Origin of the sequence: Rhodopseudomonas infernalis (assembly GCF_022271405.1) — a bacterium.
Classification (GTDB): domain Bacteria; phylum Pseudomonadota; class Alphaproteobacteria; order Rhizobiales; family Xanthobacteraceae; genus Rhodopseudomonas; species Rhodopseudomonas infernalis.
In genome coordinates this window covers 42,813-62,914 of record NZ_JAJNAL010000017.1, presented here as the reverse complement: position 1 = coordinate 62,914, position 20,102 = coordinate 42,813, and the positions used below count along the sequence as shown (strand labels likewise).

At 66.2% G+C, this 20,102-nt stretch carries 17 protein-coding genes; 4 read left to right on the top strand and 13 right to left on the bottom strand.

The annotated features are described in order from the left end of the window. Positions 1-42 precede the first annotated feature (42 nt). A complete protein-coding gene (locus LPW26_RS13425) occupies positions 43-975 on the top strand; it encodes a PaaI family thioesterase (RefSeq protein WP_238735882.1) in 933 nt (310 codons plus the stop codon). Between the two features lie 53 nt (positions 976-1,028). Here the strand turns inward: LPW26_RS13425 and LPW26_RS13420 are convergent, their stop codons facing one another. The 4 genes from LPW26_RS13420 to LPW26_RS13405 form a co-directional block, all read right to left on the bottom strand. After that, positions 1,029-2,231: an acetate/propionate family kinase gene (locus LPW26_RS13420; protein ID WP_238735881.1), complete on the bottom strand. Its 1,203-nt coding sequence runs from the start codon at positions 2,229-2,231 to the stop codon at positions 1,029-1,031. Beyond that, positions 2,228-3,646 carry a bifunctional enoyl-CoA hydratase/phosphate acetyltransferase gene (locus LPW26_RS13415; RefSeq protein WP_238735880.1) on the bottom strand — a complete coding sequence of 473 codons (1,419 nt, stop codon included), beginning with the start codon at positions 3,644-3,646 and terminating at the stop codon, positions 2,228-2,230. The genes LPW26_RS13420 and LPW26_RS13415 overlap by 4 nt, the downstream gene beginning before the upstream one ends. A 19-nt stretch (positions 3,647-3,665) precedes the next feature. Then, positions 3,666-4,439 carry an enoyl-ACP reductase FabI gene (gene fabI, locus LPW26_RS13410; RefSeq protein WP_238735879.1) on the bottom strand — a complete coding sequence of 258 codons (774 nt, stop codon included), beginning with the start codon at positions 4,437-4,439 and terminating at the stop codon, positions 3,666-3,668. A 103-nt stretch (positions 4,440-4,542) separates the two neighbouring features. Continuing rightward, a complete protein-coding gene (locus LPW26_RS13405) occupies positions 4,543-5,412 on the bottom strand; it encodes an ADP-polyphosphate phosphotransferase (RefSeq protein ID WP_238735878.1) in 870 nt (289 codons plus the stop codon). A 581-nt stretch (positions 5,413-5,993) separates the two neighbouring features. On the opposite strand from LPW26_RS13405, the gene LPW26_RS13400 reads away from it, so the two are divergent. Next, complete coding sequence (locus tag LPW26_RS13400) at positions 5,994-7,382, top strand: hypothetical protein (protein ID WP_238735877.1); 1,389 nt, start codon at positions 5,994-5,996, stop codon at positions 7,380-7,382. On the opposite strand, the gene LPW26_RS13395 is transcribed toward LPW26_RS13400, so the two are convergent. Then, positions 7,383-8,348: a cation diffusion facilitator family transporter gene (locus LPW26_RS13395; RefSeq protein WP_238735876.1), complete on the bottom strand. Its 966-nt coding sequence runs from the start codon at positions 8,346-8,348 to the stop codon at positions 7,383-7,385. It abuts the gene before it with no gap. Between the two features lie 247 nt (positions 8,349-8,595). Then, positions 8,596-9,000: a BA14K family protein gene (locus LPW26_RS13390; protein ID WP_238735875.1), complete on the bottom strand. Its 405-nt coding sequence runs from the start codon at positions 8,998-9,000 to the stop codon at positions 8,596-8,598. 264 nt (positions 9,001-9,264) lie between these two features. On the opposite strand from LPW26_RS13390, the gene LPW26_RS13385 reads away from it, so the two are divergent. Further along, entirely contained in the window at positions 9,265-11,481 is a 2,217-nt protein-coding gene (locus tag LPW26_RS13385) for an alpha,alpha-trehalose-phosphate synthase (UDP-forming) (RefSeq protein WP_238735874.1), read from the top strand. 12 nt (positions 11,482-11,493) lie between these two features. Here the strand turns inward: LPW26_RS13385 and LPW26_RS13380 are convergent, their stop codons facing one another. The 6 genes from LPW26_RS13380 to LPW26_RS13355 all read right to left on the bottom strand — a co-directional run bounded on the left by LPW26_RS13380 (position 11,494) and on the right by LPW26_RS13355 (position 17,559). Then, entirely contained in the window at positions 11,494-12,801 is a 1,308-nt protein-coding gene (locus LPW26_RS13380) for a DUF2254 domain-containing protein (RefSeq protein WP_238735873.1), read from the bottom strand. Continuing rightward, positions 12,798-13,841, bottom strand: coding sequence for an SDR family oxidoreductase (locus tag LPW26_RS13375; protein ID WP_238735872.1), 1,044 nt, complete (start codon positions 13,839-13,841; stop codon positions 12,798-12,800). The genes LPW26_RS13380 and LPW26_RS13375 overlap by 4 nt, the downstream gene beginning before the upstream one ends. 187 nt (positions 13,842-14,028) lie before the next feature. Continuing rightward, positions 14,029-15,585 (bottom strand): Do family serine endopeptidase, encoded by a 1,557-nt coding sequence (locus LPW26_RS13370; protein ID WP_238735871.1) that lies wholly within the window; start codon positions 15,583-15,585, stop codon positions 14,029-14,031. Positions 15,586-15,915: 330 nt separating this feature from the next. Beyond that, on the bottom strand, positions 15,916-16,407 hold the full coding sequence (locus LPW26_RS13365; RefSeq protein ID WP_238735870.1) for a hypothetical protein: 492 nt from the start codon (positions 16,405-16,407) through the stop codon (positions 15,916-15,918). A 101-nt stretch (positions 16,408-16,508) separates the two neighbouring features. After that, positions 16,509-17,207 (bottom strand): cysteine hydrolase family protein, encoded by a 699-nt coding sequence (locus LPW26_RS13360; RefSeq protein WP_238735869.1) that lies wholly within the window; start codon positions 17,205-17,207, stop codon positions 16,509-16,511. Between the two features lie 67 nt (positions 17,208-17,274). Beyond that, the gene (locus tag LPW26_RS13355; RefSeq protein WP_238735868.1) at positions 17,275-17,559 is read right to left on the bottom strand and encodes a hypothetical protein; all 285 of its coding nucleotides are present in this window, start codon (positions 17,557-17,559) and stop codon (positions 17,275-17,277) included. A gap of 244 nt (positions 17,560-17,803) precedes the next feature. Between LPW26_RS13355 and LPW26_RS13350 the strand changes: the two genes are divergently transcribed. Further along, complete coding sequence (locus LPW26_RS13350; RefSeq protein WP_238735867.1) at positions 17,804-18,889, top strand: BMP family ABC transporter substrate-binding protein; 1,086 nt, start codon at positions 17,804-17,806, stop codon at positions 18,887-18,889. A 204-nt stretch (positions 18,890-19,093) separates the two neighbouring features. On the opposite strand, the gene LPW26_RS13345 is transcribed toward LPW26_RS13350, so the two are convergent. Beyond that, positions 19,094-20,059, bottom strand: a complete 966-nt coding sequence (locus LPW26_RS13345; RefSeq protein WP_238735866.1) for a S1C family serine protease — start codon at positions 20,057-20,059, stop codon at positions 19,094-19,096. Positions 20,060-20,102 lie beyond the last annotated feature (43 nt).

Sequence of the window (20,102 nt, the reverse complement as noted above, 5' to 3'; positions counted from 1 at the left end):
AGCGCTTTGCCTGAGCGAAAGGGCTTGCTAGAAAACGGCACAATGACCAGCACCCCCTCCCCCGATTCCTCGTTCGCCATCGAGCAGAAGGCGAGCCTGATCAAGCGCCGCCGCTCGGTCCATGGCGGCCTCATCGGCCTGCAGCTCGACCGCCACGCCCCGGGCGAGGCGTGGAGCAGCCTGCCCTATCATCCGGTGTTCGTCGGCGACACCAGCACCCGCGTGATCCATGGCGGCGTGGTGACGGTGATGCTCGACGAGAGCTGCGGCATGGCGGTGCAACTGGCGCTGCAGAGCACCCAGGCCATCGCCACGCTCGATCTGCGGATCGATTACCTGCGGCCGGCGACACCGGGCCAGGCGATCCGGGCGCATGCGCATTGCTATCACGTCACCCATTCGATCGCGTTCGTGCGCGCCACCGCCTATCAGGATTCCGAGGCCGATCCGATCGCCAGCGCCACCGCTCTGTTCATGATCGCCGCCAACCGCACCGACATGCTGCGTCAGGAGCCGAAGGTGTGGTTCGACACGCCGCCGCCGCTGGTGGTGCCGGACGACACCGGCGGACCGCTGGCGATCAGCCCCTATGCGCGGTTTCTCGGCATTCAGGTCGACGAGCAGGCCAATGCCGTGATGCCGTATGATCCGAAGCAGATCGGCAATCCGATCCTGCCTGCGCTGCATGGCGGCGTGATCGGCGCCTTCCTCGAGACCGCCGCGGTGCTCAAGGTGCACCGCGAGATCGGGCTCGCCACCGCGCCGAAGCCGATAGGCCTGACGGTGAACTATCTGCGCTCCGGCCGTCCGATCGACACCTTCGCCAAGGTCTCGATCGTCAAGCAGGGACGCCGCGTCGTCGCCTTCGAGGTCCAGGCCTATCAGGCCGATCCCGACAAGCCGATTGCCTCCTGCTACGGGCACTTCAAGTTGCGTGCGCAAGGCGACGACGCCGTAGCGCCTGGTGATTCTTAGAGAATCCCACCCCCTGACGTCGTCATGCCCGGGCTTGTCCCGGCATGACGGAGCTAATTTGGCTGGCCGCCGTCGACCAGTCGCCAGACCTGACAGGCGATCATCAGGTCTTCGTCGGTCGGAATCACCCAGACTGAAACCTTGCTGTCCGGGCGGCTGATCCGGCCCGCGCCCGAGACGGCAGAATTGGCTTCATCATCGAGAGCGACACCGAGCCATTCCGCCTGAGCGCAGGCGCGGCGGCGGATCTCCGGGGCGCGCTCGCCGATGCCGGCGGTGAACACCAGCGCGTCGAGCCCGCCGAGCGCGGCGGCGAGCGAACCAAGCTCGCGGCCGATCCGATAGACGAACAGCGCGATCGCTTCCTCGGCACGCGGATCGTCGCTCGCCAGCAGCGTGCGCATGTCGTCGCTGATGCCGGAGACGCCGAGCAGACCGGACTGGCGATACAGCAGGTCGCTGATCGCCTCGGGCGTCATGCCCTTCTGCTGCAGCAGATACAGCACCACGCCCGGATCGAGCACGCCGGTGCGCGTTCCCATCACAAGTCCGTCGAGCGCGGTGAAGCCCATCGTGGTCGCGACGCTGCGGCGCGCCCGCATCGCGCACATGCTGGCGCCGGCGCCGAGATGCGCCACGACGACACGACCATCGGCAATCTCTTGCCCGGCAACGTCCGGCAGCCGGCTGGCGATGTACTCGTAGGAGATGCCGTGAAAGCCGTAACGCCGCACGCCTTCGTCGGTGAGCGCGCGCGGCAGCGCGTACCAGGTGGCGAGCTTCGGCAGGCGATGGTGAAAGGCGGTGTCGAAGCAGGCGATCTGCGGCAGCTTCGGATGCAGCTTCGCCAGCGCCTCGATCGCCGCGACGCTGTGCGGCTGGTGCAGCGGCGCCAGCGGAATGTAGCTGCGCAGCCGCTCGATCACGCCGGCATCGATCCGCGCCGGCGCGTCGAACTGATCGCCGCCATGCACCACGCGATGCCCCGCCGCGGCGATCCGCCGGTCGGGGAAGCGCTGCTCGATCCAGCCGATCAGCGTCGCGATCGCATCGTCATGGCTGGCGCCTTCGACCAGATAGGCGTCGTGCACCACCCCGCCGTCGCGGTCGACCACCTTGTGATGCGGCCGATGGCCGATGCTGCCGATGCCGCCTTCGCAGATCAGGTGGTCCTGGGTCGGCTCGGTATGCGCCTCATACAGGGCGAATTTGATGCTGGAGGAGCCGGCATTGAGCACGAGCAGGACATCGCTCATGCGCCGGCTCCGGCCGTCAGGCTCGGCAGCGCCGCCGCCCTGTGCCGCGCCATCAACAGGCCGATCGCACAGGAGCCGAGCCGCGCCAGCGTCTTGTCGGCGCGGCTGGTGAGGATGATCGGGACACGCGCGCCGAGCACGATGCCGGCGACATGCGCGCGGGCCAGATATTCGAGCTGCTTGGCCAGCATGTTGCCGGCTTCGAGGTCGGGTACCACGAAGATATCGGCGCGGCCGGCGACCTGCGAGACGATGCCTTTGGTCTTGGCCGCTTCCGCCGACACCGCGTTGTCGAACGCCAGCGGCCCGTCGAGAATGCCGCCGGTGATCTGGCCGCGCTCCGCCATCTTGCACAGCGCCGCCGCGTCCAGCGTCGAGCGGATGCTTTCGGTGACGGTCTCGACCGCCGACAGGATCGCGACCCGCGGCTGCTCGATGCCGAGCGCATGCGCCAGCTCGATGGCGTTCTGGATGATGTCGCGCTTGTCGGTCAGGCTCGGATAGATGTTGATCGCCGCGTCGGTCACCAGCAGCGCCCGCGGATAGTCCGGCGCATCGATCGCGTAGACGTGGCTGATGCGGCGCGCCGTGCGCAGGCCGCGCTCCGGATCGACCACCGCGCGCATCAATTCGTCGGTGTGCAGCGCGCCCTTCATCAGCGCCTCGACTTGCCCGGCACGGGCCATCGCCACCGCAGCGGCCGCCGCGGCGTCGCTGTGCTCGGTGGCGACGATCTCGTAGGCCGACAAATCGACCGAGGCCTGCGCGGCGGCGGCGCGGATCTTCGCCTCCGGCCCGACCAGCACCGGCACGATCAGCCCGGCGCGCTGCGCCTCGACCAGGCCGAGCAGCGATGGCGTATCGACCGGATGCACGACCGCGACGCGGATCGGCTCGAGGCCCTGCGTCATCTCGATCAGCCGCTCGTAGCGGCGCGCGGCCGGATGCAGGTCGATCTCCGGCAACTGCACGCGGGGCCGCCGGATCTTCTCGGCAGGCGCGATGACTTCGGCCAGGCCGACGATGACGTCGTCGCCTTTCTGGTTGGTGGCGCGGCAATCCAGCAGCAGCCGCTTCTTCGCGTCGTTTTTCTCCTTCACGGTGACCGAGACGGTCACCGTGTCGCCGAGCAGCACCGGGCGCACGAAGCGCAGCGACTGGTCGAGATAGATCGTGCCGGGGCCGGGCAGTTGCGTGCCGAGCAGCGTCGAGATCAGCGACCCGCCCCACATGCCGTGTGCCACCACCTGGTGGAAGTGATCGCTTTTGGCGAATTCAGCGTCGACATGCATCGGATTGACGTCGCCGGACATCACCGCGAACACTTCGATGTCGCGGTAGGTCAGCGTGCGCACCAGGCTCGCGGTGTCGCCCACCGCGATCTCGTCGAAGGTGCGGTTCTGGATCTGCTCCATGCCATTCTCCAGCCGGCGATCAGCCGACGACGTGATAGCCGGCGTCGATATATTCGATGTTGCCGGTCAGCGCGCGCGCACCGTCTCCGACCAGGAAGGCCGCGACATGGCCGACGTCCTCGATGCTCACCAGCTGATGCGCCGGCGCGCGGGCGCGGGTGCGCTCCATCAGTTCGTCGAACCGGCCGATGCCGGAGGCGGCCCGGGTCTTCAACGGCCCCGGCGACAGCGCGTGGACGCGGATCCGCTTCGGCGCCAATTCGGCCGCCATGTAGCGCACCGAGCTTTCCAGCGCCGCCTTCACCGGTCCCATCAGATTGTAGTCCTCGACCACCTTTTCGGAGCCGTAGAACGTCACGGTGAGCAGGCAGCCGCCATCCGGCATCAGCGGCTCGGCGAGCCGCGCCATGCGGATGAAGGAGTGGCAGGACACGTCCATCGCCATCGCAAAGCCTTGCTGCGAGCAATCGACCACGCGGCCGTGCAGATCGTCCTTCGGCGCGAAGGCGATCGAATGCAGCAGGAAGTCGAGCCGTCCCCAGCGCTCGGCGATCTGCGCGAAGACGGCTTCGAGCTGCCCGGGCTCGCGCACATCGCACGGCAGCACGATGTCGCTGCCGAGCTGCTCGGCCAGCGGCGCCACATAGGGCCTGGCCTTGTCGTTGAGATAGGTGACGGCCAGTTCGGCGCCGGCGTCGCGAAAGGCGCGCGCGCAGCCGAACGCGATGCTGTCGGCGTTGGCGATGCCGACCACCAGGCCCTTCTTGCCCTGCAGGGGTGCTTGCTGTGTCATGGCCGATCCCTAACCTGCCTGTTGTGTCATGCCCATGACCGCGGGTCTTGGACCATCGGCCAATGCACACGGGCCACACGGCCCAGCTGCGAGTCAGGGTGCGCTACTTCGCGAGCTGCCGCCGCAGCTTCAGGAGCTCCTTGCGCCGCGCCGGCGAGGTCTCCGGATAGGACATCTTGAGGTCTTCGATGGTCTCGAGAATGACCTGAGAGACGATCAGGCGCGTGTTCTGCTTGTCGTCGGCGGGGATGATGTACCACGGCGAGTCGTCGGAGCTGGTCTCGGTGAGACAGTGCTCATACGCCTTCATGTAGTCGTCCCAGTACTTTCGCTCCTCGATATCGGCGGCGCTGAATTTCCAGTTCTTGTCGGGCTCGTCGATGCGCGCAAGGAAGCGCTTGCGCTGTTCCTCTTTGGACAGATGCAGAAAGAACTTGACGATCCGCGTGCCGTTGGCGTGCAGATGCCGCTCGGCGTCGCGGATCGAGCGATAGCGCTTGTGCCAGAACTGCTTGCCGAATTCCGTGCCGTTGGGCACCGCCTCGCTCAGCAGAATATGCGGGTGAACCCGGACGATCAGCACCTCTTCGTAGTAGGAGCGGTTGAAGATGCCGATCCGACCGCGCTCCGGCAGGTCGCGGGTGGTGCGCCACAGGAAGTCGTGCTTCAGCTCGGTGGCGCTCGGATGCTTGAAGCTGAACACCTGGCAACCCTGCGGATTGACGCCGGACATGACGTGCTGGATTACGCCGTCCTTGCCAGCGGCGTCCATCGCCTGGAAGATCAGCAGGATGGCATGGCGGTTGCTGGCGTAGAGCAGCTTCTGCTGCTCGGCGAGCCGCGCGACGTGCCCCCGCAGCATTTCCTGGTAGTTTTCCTTGGACTCGTAGAACGGGTCGACCAGCGTCGGCCATTTGTCGAGGTCGACCTTGCTGCCTTCCTCGACGCGAAACTGCTTGGTCTTGATCTTCATGCGGTGTTTCCACTTCCCGTCGGACCCGCGTGAGCTGGCCATCCGGCGGAATATAGCCCTCTCCGGCTCCAAGAGCACCCACTCCTCCGCCGTCATTCCGGGGCGCCCGCACTTCGCGGGCGAACCCGGAATCCAGACGTTGTGGAAACGCCGGAGTCGCAGAACCCGTCGAGATTCCGGGTTCGTCGCTCCGCGACGCCCCGGAATGACGGTGCCTGGGGCGAAGAGCTCGGCGGCCGTGCGCCCGCCCCCCCGCCCGAGAATCGTCCGGGCGTCTGATAGTCAGCCTTCGTTCATGATCGCCGACTTATGGTCGCCGCGCCCCTGCCCGGCCCCCTTGTCGGACCCGGCGGACGGCCGGACAGGACACAAAGCGACCGTAATTTCAAGCAATTAGACCCCTCGCAATTCGCCCTTCACGGAAGGATGCCGGACGGACGGCTAGCCCACCGATCAGGTCAACTTGAGAGATCGGCGGGAAATAAGTATGGTGCTGCATGTGAGGCGTCTTCGCGGCGCCAACCCGCCCGCCGTATTCAGCCGAGCGAACGCAGCATAAAACGGCTGAGAACACCCTCGACATGGATACTTCCGCTCAAGCCAAGGTTCTTTCCGCGCAGTCTCGCCGCGCGCTGTCGGCCCGGATTGCGCTGTTCGCGCTGCCGTTGCTGCTGCTCGCTCCGGCGCTGTGGAACGGTTACCCCCTGCTCCAATACGACACCGGCGGTTACCTGGCGCGCTGGTACGAAGGCTATCTGGTCCCGAGCCGCTCGACCACCTACGGGCTCTATCTCCACTTCGGCGAGAGCTCGCAGTTCTGGATCAATCTCGGCTTCCAGGCGATCGTCACGCTGTGGATCATGCAGTTGACCCTGCGGGTCTTCAACATCACCCGGCCGTTCTGGCTGGCGGCGATCGGTGTTGCACTGGTCGCCACCACGGCGCTGCCGTGGATCACCAGCATGCTGCTGACCGACATCTTCGCCGGCCTGTCGGTGTTGACGCTGTATCTGCTGGTGGCCTGCCGCGACCGCACTTCGACGATCGAAAAGCTGCTGCTATTCGCCTTCACGACCTTCTCGGCCGCCACCCATAGCGCCACCGTCGGCGTCCTGACCGGGCTGTGCTGCGCCGGCTGGCTGCTGCTGCCGTTCCTGCGCGGCCGGCTCAGCGCCGTCGGCCTGCTGCAGGGCAGCGCCACGGTGATCGCCGGCTCGCTGCTGCTGCTGGTCACCAATTACACGCTGTCCGGCACGGTGTCGTGGACGCCCGGCGGCTCCAGCGTCGCGTTCGGCCGGATGCTGCAGGACGGCATCATCAAGCGCTACCTCGACGACCACTGCGCCACCGTGAAGCTCAAGCTCTGCCCCTATAAGAACGAGTTGCCGCCGACCGGCGACGACTTCCTGTGGGGCGGCAACAACATGTTCGACAAGCTCGGCCGCTTCGAGGGGCTGAGCGACGAGATGGAATTCATCTCGCGACAGGCCGTCTCCGCCTATCCGTGGATGCAGGCCAAGGCCGCCGCCAAGGCGACCTGGGATCAACTCGTCCACGTCGGCACCGGCGAAGGCACCAACGGCTGGATTCCGCACACCTACGGCATCATCGAGCGCTACATGCCCAGTCAGGTGCCGGCGATGCGCGCCGCGCGGCAGCAGCATTGGGACATCAACTTCAACGCGGTGAACTGGGTGCACGTGCCGGTGGCGCTGGCCTCGATGGTGCTGCTGCTGGCGATCCTCGGCCGCGCGCTGGCCCGCCGCGAACTCGACGACGTCTCGCTGCTCGCCGGCTTTGTGGCCACCGCTTTGCTCGGCAACGCGATGATCTGCGGCATCATCTCCGGCCCCCACGACCGCTACGGCTCGCGCATCGTCTGGATCGCCACCTTCGTGGTGCTGATCGCAGCGATCAAATACTTCGCCGATCGTCGCAACACCGTCGGCGACGAAGAACTCACGGACTGATCAGGCCGTTTGGTCCTCGGTCCGCGCCATCGGCGCGGATCGGGCTTGCAGCCGCGGCCTGATGAACACCGCCACGACGTCCGGGCAGCTTTGCCGGATCTCCGCGTCGAGCCGGCTGAATTCCCGCTCGATCTCGCGACCTGGTTTGGATTCGGCAAAATCCAGCCGCAGGGCTACTAGCACCTGACGCGGGGCGAGGTGCACCGTGAACAGATCATCGGGGCTCACCGCATCGCCGTGCCGGCAGGCGATCTGCAGGATGCGTTCACGGGTACGTGGGCCGGCGGGCTCGCCCATCAGCAGGCCTTTGCTTTCCCGAGCCAGGAATGCGCCGGTCGCGGCCAGCAGCAAGGCGATGCCGATCGATGCGACTCCGTCGAGCGACGGCATCTGAAGATAATCCGACGCGAACGTGCCGGCCAACGCGATCAGAAGTCCGATCAGCGCGGCGCTGTCCTCGAACAGCACGATGAACGTGGTCGGATCCTTGCTGCGCGTCGCAGCTTCGATGTAGTCGAGGTCGGGCACGACGCCGAGGTCGGGCGTGGCCGTTCGAAAGCCCTTCCAGGCGACGTACCATGAGCCGCTTTCGAACAGGAACGCGACACCGAGGACAATGTAGTTGACCTTCACGTCCGTGATCGGCTCGGGCGTGATGATGTGGATCACCCCCTCGTAAAACGATACCCCGGCGCCGATCGAGAAGATCAGCAGGGCGACGATGAAGCTCCAGAAGTACAATTCGCGGCCGTGGCCGAGCGGATGCATCTCGTCGGCCGGTCGCTCCGCCCGGTGAAGACCGTACAACAGCAGGATTTCGTTGCCGGTATCGACCAGCGAATGCACGCCTTCGCTGAGCATTGCCGAGCTGCCCGTCCAGCTCGCGGCCGCCAGCTTGGTGACGGCGATCGCCAGATTGCCGACCAGCGCCGCGTAGATCGCAGGCTTGGAAGAAGATGACGACATCGGACGAGCTCCGGAGTGGCGGCGCCGGCTGGATCCTAGACCAAGGCCCCGCCCAGTCCTGAACGGCTGGAAGGTCGGCCGCACGGCCCCGCCCCAACGCGACCGGAGACGTTCGGTTTCACAGCTCGAACAGAGCAGTTTGGCTCGAATGGCAGAATATGGTCTTTCACAGATCTAAAGCCACGACCGGCGCAAACGAAAGCCGCGCGGTTGCCCGCGCGGCTTTCGCAGTCGTGATGATGTGGAATTACGGGCAGGAGCGCCGCACACCGCCCTTGGCGATATAGGTGCCCGAGGCCGGATCGTAGGTCCGGAAACGCTGCGAACAATACGCTACCGCGTCGTTCTGTGCCGCTGCCTGCGCCTGGCTGTTGGCGATCGCGCCGCCGATGATGGCACCCGCCGCAAGGCCGCCGAGCGCGGCACCCGCACCCCAGCCACCACCGTGGCGATGTCCGTAATATCCGCGGTGTCCGTAACCGTAGCCGCGGTGGCCGTGCCAACCGTGACGATACTGGACCTGCTCGATGTTTGCCTTCGCAGCCACAGGATTCGAATTCGCCATCAGCGGCGCCGCCGAGGCCGGAACCGTCGCGACAGCCAGCGAACCGGCGATCAGCGCCATGGCGGGCATCGTGCGTGACATCTTCATCAAGTTCTCCCTTTCTTGCGTCAGCTTTCAGGGAGGCTAACATCCCGGCCCGGACTGAGTTCCCAGTTTCGCGGAGTCGCGACAATTCGCACACTGTCCGGCAACGTACCGAACCTGTCCAATCGCTCTCAGCGACGTGAGAATTGACAATACTAAAACGCCGAGCGGCGCGCGGTTCCGTACAAACGCTTGGTTGTCAACCGGCCTGACGCGGCGGCAGCTGTGGTGTAAACAGCGACTGCTCGTATGGAGGACCTTCGGCCGATGCCGCGCTACATGGCAGCCCTGAAATATCTCGGTGTCGGACTTGTCGTGACCTTGCTGCTCGGCGTTGCCATCACTCCCTTCTCCAAACGACTCGTCGAGCAATGGTCGCGGAGCGACGTCGAGGCGCGGTCGCGGTTGGTGTACCACGCGATCCGCAGCCAGATCGCGACGGCGATGGCCGACGACAATGTCGTGCAGCTCTCCGTCAGCTTCGAATCCGTCGCGCTCGATCAGCGTATTCTCGCGGTCGGCCTGTGCAGCGACAAAGGCGAGCTGATCGCGCCGACCCGGATGATGCCCGCGACGTTCTCCTGCGAAAAGGTCGCCCGCTCCGAAGCCGAGAGCTTCTCGACGATCGTCATCGACGGCCGGCGGGTCATGGTCGGCGCCTTCCCGATCGTCGACCGCACCCGCAAGGCCTATCTGGTCATCCTGCACGATCTCAGCTTCGTCGACGTCCGCTCCAGCGAGGCGCAGGGCTTCATGATCGCGGCGCTGGTCGGCATGGCGGTGATGATCGCCGGCGGCGCCGCGCTGTTTGTCGTCCTGGTGTTGCGCGGCTGGATGAACGCCTTGCGGCGGGCGGTCGACGATGTTCGCTCCGGCGCGGCGGCGCGGTTGCCGAAGCGCGACGCCAGCGAGATCGACCTGCAGATCAAGAAACTACTCAGCGAGGTGGAAACCGGCCGTCATTCGATCAGTTCGGCGCAGATCGACTGGTCGCCCGCTACTCTGCAGCAATTGCTGCATTCGACATTGCCCGACGCCGAAGTACTGATCGTGTCGAACCGAGAGCCTTACATCCACAATCGCGACGGCGACCGGATCGAGGTGCAGATTCCCGCGAGCGGGCTGGTATCGGCGCTGGAGCCGGTGATGCGTGCGTGCGGCGGCACCTGGATCGCTCACGGAAGCGGCAATGCCGATCGCGACACGGTCGATTCCCACGACCGGATCGATGTGCCGCCGGACCAACCATCCTACAAGCTGCGCCGGATCTGGATCACCGACGACGAGCAGGACGGCTTCTACTACGGCTTCGCCAACGAAGGCATGTGGCCGCTGTGTCATATCGCGTTCGTGCGCCCGGCCTTCCGTGAGTCCGACTGGAGCGCGTATCAGGCGATCAACGAGCGCTTCGCCGCCGCCGTGGTCGAGGAGGCGAAGACCGACAATCCGATTGTGCTGGTGCAGGATTATCACTTCGCGCTGGCGCCGCGGATGATCCGCGACAAGCTGCCGAAGGCCACCATCATCACCTTCTGGCACATCCCCTGGCCGAACGCCGAGACCTTCAGCATCTGTCCGTGGAAGGAGCAGATCATCGACGGGCTGCTCGGCTCGACCATCCTCGGTTTCCACACCCAGTTTCACTGCAACAACTTCTTCGAAACCGTCGATCGCTTCGTCGAGAGCCGGATCGACCGCGAACACGCCACGGTGACGTTGAACGGCCACGAGACCATGGTGCGGCCCTATCCGATCTCGATCGAATGGCCGCCGGCCGCGCTCGACGGTCAGCCCCCGATCGAAACCTGCCGCCGTGAGGTCCGCGAAGCGCTCGGCCTAGCGCCGGACGTCAAGATCGCCGTCGGCATCGAGCGCTTCGACTACACCAAGGGCATTCTCGATCGCATGCGGGCGGTGGACGATCTCTTGACCCGTCAGCCCGACTGGAAGCAGCGGCTCGTGTTCGTGCAGGTCGCGGCGCCGACGCGGAGCAAATTGTCGAGCTACAGCACGCTGCAGGACGACGCGGTGGCGCTCGCCAAGGCCATCAACCAGCGACACGGCACCGACTCCTACAAGCCGATCGTGCTGCTGATCCGCCATCACGGCTCGCGCGACGTGTTCAAGCTGTTCAGGGCCGCCGACCTGTGCGTCGTCAGCAGCCTGCATGACGGGATGAATCTCGTCGCCAAGGAGTTCGTCGCCGCGCGCGATGACGAGCACGGCGTGCTGGTGCTGTCGAGCTTCACCGGCGCCTCGCGCGAACTCTCCGAGGCGCTGATCGTCAATCCCTATCACGTCCACGAGATGGCCACCGCGCTCGACACCGCGCTACGGATGCCGGCCCACGAGCAGCAGGAGCGGATGAGCGCGATGCGCCAGCAGGTCCGCGAATGGAACGTCTATCGCTGGGCCGGCCGGATGCTGATCGACGCCGCCACCAGCCGACGCCGCCAACGCATCCTCGATCTCGCTGAGGGATGAGCGACCGCCCGGCTACTGCCGGAAAATCGCCAGCGGACCGTTATCGGCCACGTCGATGAAGGCATCGTAGCGACGGCGCAGATCCGCCAGATCGTCGGGCGACGGGATATCGCGCTCGCTGTCCTTCATCGCCAACCCGGCGTGCTTACGCAGGCTGGACAGACGCGGCGGGTCGCGTTCGACACTCGCCACCTGCGTCAGCACGACGATGATGCCGATCAGCACCGATGGCTTGCCCGCCGCGTTCTGGCGGATCGTGTGCAGCATCGCGTCGACCAGTTCGTCGTACTGCACGTGCGGGACCACCAGAACGCTGCGGCCCTGCATCATCCAGACGCCGCTCTGCAGCCGGATCTGCTGCATCTCGCACAACACGGCACCGAGCCGGTTGAGCACGCTGATCGCGGTGTGCGGGTCGTTGATTCCGGGCGACAACGCCCGCGCCGCGACCTCGACGAGTTGCCGGATCGCGAACCGCAGATCCATCGAGGAGGTGAGAGTCGGCGCAAGCGCCGTGGCGTTGCGGATCGCCTCCTCGGCGCCCTCGCGCGGCGGCAGGATCAGCGCGATCGGCGCTCCCGGAAACACATAGTCGCCAGGGCGCACCAGTAGGCGGATTTCGGTCTGCTGCTCGCACGCCCAGGTCGCAAGTCCGTTCTCATCGAGATGCTGGAGGTAGCCCTGCCGCTGCTCGCAGACGGCCGCGGCGTCGCGCCAGTGATTGGGCGGCGGCGGCGCGGGCTGCGGGCCCTCGGCCGCGAGCGACCGCATCGTTCGGCGAATGTCGTCACTGACCAGACCGATGACGGTGTCGACATTGATGCGCCCCGCCATGTGATCGACGAAATACACCAGCGTTCCGACGCAGACGAACGCCAGCGCGACGCCGACGCCCAGCGCCAGATGCGGCACGAAGGCGCCCTCCTCCGCGGTTCGTACGCTGCGCAGGACGATCAGCGCGTAGCAGAACGTCCCGAGAAAGATTCCGAGAGTTGTCTGATTGCCGCGGTCGCGCGTGAAGTTGCGCAGCAGGCGTGGCCCCATCTGGCCGGCCGCCAGCGACAGCGCCGCGATGGTGATCGAGAACACCGTGCCGGCCACGCCGATCGTCGACGACGCAACCGCGCCGAGCAGCGTGCGAGCCCCCGTCGCGCCGCCGTTGTACAGCCAGTTTTCCAGCAGCCAGGCCGGCACCGCGCCGCTGCGATCGACCTCGATCAGCCCGAACGCCGAGACCGAGCCGAGCAGCACCAGCAGTGCCGGCAACAGCCAGAAGGTATCGGACAGATCGTCGTAGAGTTTGCGGAGACGCGCGTTCACCGAGCCCCCACTTGCCTGTGCTGGAACAGCCTGGTCTCCCGGGCCCGGGCGGACCTTGCGGCCCGCCACAGCAGCGCGGCGCCGGCCGCGAGCCCAAGCGCCGCCCCCGCGCGGAGAAGCGTGGGATTGAAGGGGAACGCGTGATGAGCGGACTCGCTGTCGAACCGCCCGTGCGCGCCGGGATCGCCGCGGCCCGCTTGATACAAATTGTCCGGCGCGTTCGGATCGGCCGGTTCGTTGGTGGTCTCGTTCTCGATGCCAGCGCGCGCCAGCAGCCGGTCGGCAATCGACGGCATCAGCATCTGCGCAGCGATCGCCTTCACGGCGGAAGCACCGACCCAATATTCGCGCGGTCGCTCGACCGCGGCGCGGACCACCGCGGCTGCGATCGGCTCGGGCTGCACGATCGGCCGCACCGGCGCGAGCTTGCGGTCGAATTTGTTGCGGGCCCAGTCGAATTGCGGCGTGTTCACCGCCGGCAGATGCACCATCGTCAAGGTGACGGCGCTGTTTTCGGCCATCAGCTCGCTGCGCAGCGAGTCGATGAAGCCTCGCGTCGCCGCCTTGGCGGCGCAATACGGTGCTTGGAAGGGAATCGACCGATACGCCAGCGCCGATCCGATCGAGATGATCGCGCCGCTGTCGCGCGGCCGCATATGGCGCAGCGCCGCCAGCGTACCGTGCACCTGCCCCAGATAGGTGACGCGCGTGACCTGGGCGAATTCTTCCGGCGTGATGTCGACGCTGGCGCCGTAGACGGTCACCATGGCGTTGTTGACCCAGACGTCGACCGGCCCGAGTTCGCGCTCGATCCGCTCCGCCGCGGCGAACATCGCATCGGCGTCGCCGACATCGGCCACGATCGGTAGCGCGCGACCGCCGGACGATTCGATTTCGTGGCGCGCACCTTCGAGCCCCTCCTCACCGCGCGCAATCAATGCGACCTGCCAGCCGAGCCGCCCGAACGCTGCCGCGATCGCGCGGCCGACGCCCGCGCTGGCCCCAGTCACCACCACGGTCTTGGATCTGCGGATCGTCATGTCGGGACCTTTCGGCAGTTGGGGGGAGGGTATCACGAAGCGCGGTCCCGCACTAACGCCAGGCCGCCAGACCGGTTGCACCCCATCATCCGCCGGCGCCCCGCGGACGGAGTTGCGCCCAGAACGAGCAAGGGCGGTCCTGCGACCACCCTTGTTGACCACGCGTTCGTTGAAGGCTCGCGGCCGATCAGCCCTTGGCAATCGGCACCGCGACGAAGCGAGCCGCCGCATCGGCGCTCTTCACCCGCATCAGCACGGTCTTGCGGCCGCTGTCGCTGGCCTGCTTCAGCGCGTCGCGGACATCGCCGGAGTTCGACACTGCCTTGCCCGCGACGTCGAGGATGACGTCGCCGGTGCGCACCCCGCGGTCCGCGGCCGGACCTTCGGGATCGACGCTGGTGACGACGACGCCCTTCTGGCCGGAGCCTTCGACGTCACCGGCCGGCGCGACGCGCACGCCGAGATAAGGACGGCCCTCGCCCTGCGCCGACTGATCGTTGCTCGCGACCTTCTGCGTGTCGTTCGGCATCTCGGCGAGGCTGAGCGTCACGGCCTTGGCTTCACCCTTGTGCAGCACGTCGAGCTTCACTGAGGTGCCGGGCGCCATCATGCTGATGGTCCGTGCCAGTGCGCGCGAGTCCTTGATCTCGTCGCCGTTGACCGCAGTGATCACGTCGCCGGCGGCGATGCCGGCCTTGGCGGCCGGGCTGCCGTCCTGCGGGCTGTCGACCAAAGCGCCGCGCGCCTGTTTGAGGCCCATGCTGTCGGCGATGTCCGCCGTCACCGGCTGCACCTGCACGCCGAGCCAGCCACGCGTCACCGTGCCCTTATCCTTGAGCTGCGCGATCACCAGCTTGGCGGTCGCCGCCGGAATGTCGAAGCCGATGCCGACCGAGCCGCCCGACGGCGAGTAGATCGCGGTATTGACGCCGATGACGTTGCCATTGGTATCGAACGCCGGGCCGCCGGAGTTGCCCTTGTTGATCGGCGCGTCGATCTGCACGTAGTCGTCGTACGGACCCGAGCCGATGTCGCGGCCACGCGCCGAGACGATGCCGGCCGTCACCGTGCCGCCAAGGCCGAACGGATTGCCCACGGCGACGACCCAGTCGCCGACGCGCGCCGGCTTGTCGGCGAACTTCACATAGGTGAAGTCGGACTTGCCGCCGTCGACCTTGATCAGCGCCAGATCGGTCTTCTTGTCGGTACCGACCACCTTGGCGGTGTAGACGGTGCCGTCATCGGTCGTCACCTGCACCGATTTGGCATGGTCGACGACGTGATTGTTGGTGACCGCGTAGCCGTCCGCCGAGATGAAGAAGCCCGAGCCTTCGCCGGTCACCATCTCGTGACGCTTCGGCGCACCGTCGCGGCCGCCGCGGAAGCCGAACTGGCGCTCGAACTGCTGGAACGGCGCGCCCTGCATCTGGTCTTCGCTGTCGTCGTTGCGGATCAGCGGCGTTGTGCGGCTGTCTTCGTCGATCTTGACGCGCACCGAAATCACCGCGGGCTTCACCTTGGTGACGAGATCGCCGAAGCCGGCCACAGGAGCCGGCGACGCCGCGCCCTCGGCGGCGTGAGCAGGCGACGCGAAGGACGGAAAATCGTGGGTGAGATAACCGCCGGTCACCAGCGCGGCGCTCAGCGCTGCGGCGGACGCCAGCAGGGCGAAGCGTCGCGGCTTCATGATCCGGCGCAGCTGTGTCGTCGATTTCGGGGTGTAGTCGATGTCATTGTGATCCATGGCGAGGCTCCACTTGCGGAATGAACGGGGCGTGAACTACTCGCCAGAATATAGATGGCCCACATTACGCCGAGCTGTTTGGAGAATTAATCTTTGGCAACGGATGAACGCCAATTGCGACCAGCGCGCGTGCAACTACGCGCTATGCGTGATCGATCTGTCCAAATTGTCATGAAGAGAGGGACAGGTTCGTCCCGGCAGCAACGCCTTGCTGCTTCGAGGATCCTCAAACGCAAATGCCCGGCACGGGGCCGGGCATCGCGATGGTGTTAGCAGTCTCGGTGATCAGTCAGGCGGCGACATGGGCGGCTGCCCTCGCATCACTCTCGCTTAGCGCCTCTTCAGCGACACCGAGACGTTGCGGATGTCGCTGCCTTGCGGCGTGATCGTGACCGACTGCGACGAGCCGCGCGTCGCGACCGACAGCGAGGCCGAAAAGCCGGGGCCGGCAACCTGGGCGTTGACGCGGCCGGTCTGGGCGGTGCCCGTCACCTGGCCGTTGACGTTGCGCGTCGCCTCGCTCCAGGTGCCGGTGATGCGTCCGCCGTTTTCCTCGACATGGCTGGTGATGTCGAACCGCGCGCTGTCGCTGGCACACACCAGCGTCTGCTGCAGGAGCCTCCCGCCGCCGGCGACCGCGTAGGAAGCCCGGCAGCGAATGCGTTCGCTCGAGCCGTCCGACAGTTGCACTGTGCCGCCGCCGTTCCAATAGCCGGACATGCCATCAAATGCACCGGCAGCGTAACTCGCCGTCGACGTCAGCCCGAGCGTGCCGAACAGTACGGCAACCGACAGAAGCCGCGTGGCGGAAGAAGAGTTCATCGGGAGTTCCTTTCAGTAAAGCGCCGAAAGCCACAACGGCGGATCGCGGATCCGGTTTCGTCAAGTTGCGGTGATGGTGTCACCACTGTGGCACGGCGAGCTCAGCGCTGCTCGTTTGCCATCGCCGCGAGCACCGCATCGGAATCCGCGACCCAGCCGAAGATTCCGCCCTGTGCCTTGATCATCGCCAGACCGGCCACGTGGAATTCGGGGAAATAGGAGGCGCAGCCGTCGCCGATGACGACGCAGCGATAGCCGCGGTCATTGGCCTCGCGCACCGTGGTGTTGACGCAGACCTCGGTGGTGACGCCGCACACCAGCAGCGTCTCGATGCCGTATTTTTGCAGCACGTCCTCGAGCTCGGTGGCGTAGAACGCGCCCTTCCCGGGCTTATCGATGACGATCTCGTCGGCACCCGGCGCCAGGTCGGCGATGATGTCGTGGCCCGGCTCGCCGCGGATCAGGATGCGCCCCATCGGTCCGGGATCGCCGATCCGCAGGCTGGGCACGCCGCGCGCGACTTTGGCGGGCGGCGCGTCGGACAAATCCGGAAGATGGCCCTCGCGGGTGTGAATCACCGGCAGCCCCATCCGCCGCGCGGCAGCGAGCACCGCGGCGATCGGCGCCACCGCACGCTCGAGCTGCGACACGTCGTTGCCGAGCGTCTCGCCGAAGCCGCCAGGCTCGAGAAAATCGCGCTGCATGTCGATGATCAGCAGTGCCGTCGTCGCCCAGTCGAGGCCGATCGGGGCGGGCTCCGCCAAGATGGTCGCGGGCGCGGGGGATGGCGGGGTCGGCATCGCAGGCTCCGGATCGACGGTCGTCCCATGATAAAGCAAGCGACGCCGAAAAGTCAGCCGAATCAATTCAGCCGATCAGCAGCGCGATCAGCGTCCCGATGATGACGCCGCCGCACGCGGCCGACAGGCCGAACACCGAGCCCCAGACCAGGAAATACAGCACGACCGAGCCGATCGTCTTGTCGAGATGGTCGCCATACATCAGGAAGCCGGCCGCGCAGCCGCCGAGCAGCACCGCCGCCACGGCGATCCGAACCCACAGCGCCCGGCGCGGCGCGCGCGCCTGATACCACGCTGCCCAAGCGGCGACCGCGGCCAATGCCAGCCAGATGAGGATGAACCGGACCGCCATTCGAACTTTCCCGCAGGTTCTGTCGCCGTCATGACTACAGCTTTCGTCCTAGCCCGTGAAGTCAACGATCGGATGACGCTGCGAGGCGAGCGAACCATTGGTGCCAGCGGCGCGGCTGATGACCGCACAGCCCAATCTTGCCATGGTACGGGCGTAGGTGCTGATCTCCACACGGTCGGGACGGTCAATGGCGGAGTCGCCGTCCTTCGATGCGCACAACGACAGCCGGCAACCGGAGAGACGAATGACGAAGGCGATGGTGACGGCGGCGCTGCTGCTGGCAGGATGTGCGGGCTTGTCCTGCGCCGCGGCGCAGGACAAGCCCGCCAAGCTCAGGATCGGCTTCGTCTATATCGGCCCGGTCGGCGACTACGGCTGGACCTATCAGCACGATCAGGCGCGCCAGGCGGTCGTCAAGGAATTCGGCGACAAGGTCGAGACCACCGTGCTGGCCGGCGTCGGCGAAGGCGCCGAGGCCGAGCGCACCATCGAGCAACTCGCCCGCGCCGGCAACAAGCTGATCTTCACCACGTCGCTCGGCTACATGGACCCGACCGTCAATGTCGCCAAGAAATATCCCGACGTGAAATTCGAGAACGCCACCGGCTACAAGCGCGAGAAGAACGTCGCGACCTATTCGGCGCGTTTTTACGAGGGCCGCACCGTGCAAGGCACGATCGCCGCCAAGATCTCGAAGACCGGCGTGCTCGGCTACATCGCGCCGTTCCCGACGCCGGAAGTGATCTCCGGCATCAACGCCACGCTGCTGGCGGCGCAGAAGATCAATCCGGACATCAAGATCAAGATCGTCTGGGTGCGCGCGTGGTTCAATCCCGGCAAGGAAGCCGAAGCTGCCAAGTCCCTGCTCCGCCAGGGCGCCGACGTGATCATGCAGAACACCGGCAGCGCCGCCGCCATGCAGGTCGCGAACGAGCGCGGCGCCCACGCATTCGCGCAGGACTCGGACCTGATCAAGTTCGGCCCCAAGGCGCAGCTCACCGGCATCGTCGACAATTGGGCACCCTACTACGTGGCGCGCGTGCGGGCGGCGCTCGATAACAACTGGCAGGCGGGCGACAGCTGGGGCGGGCTGAAGGACAAGATGATCGTAATGGCGCCCTACACCAACATGCCGGAGGACGTGAAGAAACTGGCGGCCGACACCGAAGCCGGCATCGTCGACGGCTCCATCAAGCCGTTCGCCTGCCCGATCGCCGATCAGGACGGCAAAGACATCGAATGCAAAGGCGGCGACCACCTCGACGACGGCCAGGTGCTCGGCATGGATTTCTACGTCAAGGGCATCGACGACAAGATGCCGGAGAAGTAGCGGCGCGCAGCGCGGGGACTACCGTTGTCTTGGGGCAAAGCCCCTCTTCAAACTCGCTGTCCTACGCGGGCTTGACCCGCGTATCCCTCGCGCGCGTCAGCGCGCTTACAAGATGCCTGATTGTTGCAAAGAGGATGGATTGCCGGGTCCAAGCCCGGCACTGACGACGTGCGTGGTCGGGCAAGACAATCCATCAGACAACGCTCAATGCAGCCGCGGCCCCTTCAGGAACTTCGCTCGGTCGGCGGAATGCAGAACGACGTCGAAGGTGGCGCCGCCGCTGAACAAGGTCAGTGGGACCTCGACGCCGGCACTGCCGAGCGCCCAGAGCTTTCGATAAAATTCCGCCTCGGTCGTCACCTTCTCGCCGGCGATTGCCAGGATGACGTCACCCGTCTTCAACTCGGCGCGCGACGCCGGGCCTTTCGGCGCGATGCCGACCACCACGATCTTCCCTTCGATCTCCGTCGAGTACAGCCCGAGCCACGGTCGCGCCGGTTTGTCGACGCGGCCGATGGTGCGCAGATCGCCGAGCACCGGCTTCAACAGGTCGATCGGCACCATCATGTTGTAGTGCTCGTCGCTGCCGCTGCGCTCGATTTGCAGCGAGCCGATGCCGATCAACTCACCGGTCGCCGACAATAACGCGGTGCCGCCCCAGTTCGGATGCGACGGTTCGGTGAAGATCGCATCGTCGATCAGATACTCCCAATAGCCGGCGAATTCCTGCCGAGCGGCGATCCGTCCGGCCACCGACCGGACTCGCCCGCCAACGCCGCCGATGATCACGCGGTCGCCGGCTTTCGCCGCGGAGGAATTGCCGAGCCGCAACGGCGGCAGATCGATCGCGCCGAGCGCCTGCACCAGGCCGAAGCCGCTGTCCTGATCGAAGCCCAGCGCGTGCCCTGCAACCACGCGGCCATCGCCGAGATGCAGCCACACCGTCTCGGCTTCGGTGATGAGATAACCGATGGTGAGCAGCAGACCATCGTCGATCAGCACCGCGTTGCCGGCGCGTTCGGTGCCGAGCGTGTTGGCCGTGAAGGCATCCGGCGGAATGATCGCGTGCAGCCCGACCACCGCCGACAGCACGCGATCGAGATCGAACGGGAAATCGGCGGCCCGCGGCCGGATCGCGGCGGGCACATTCCATTCGGGCAAGGAAGGCATCCGGCGTCTCCTGTTCAGCACGACTGGCGGAACGGGAAATATC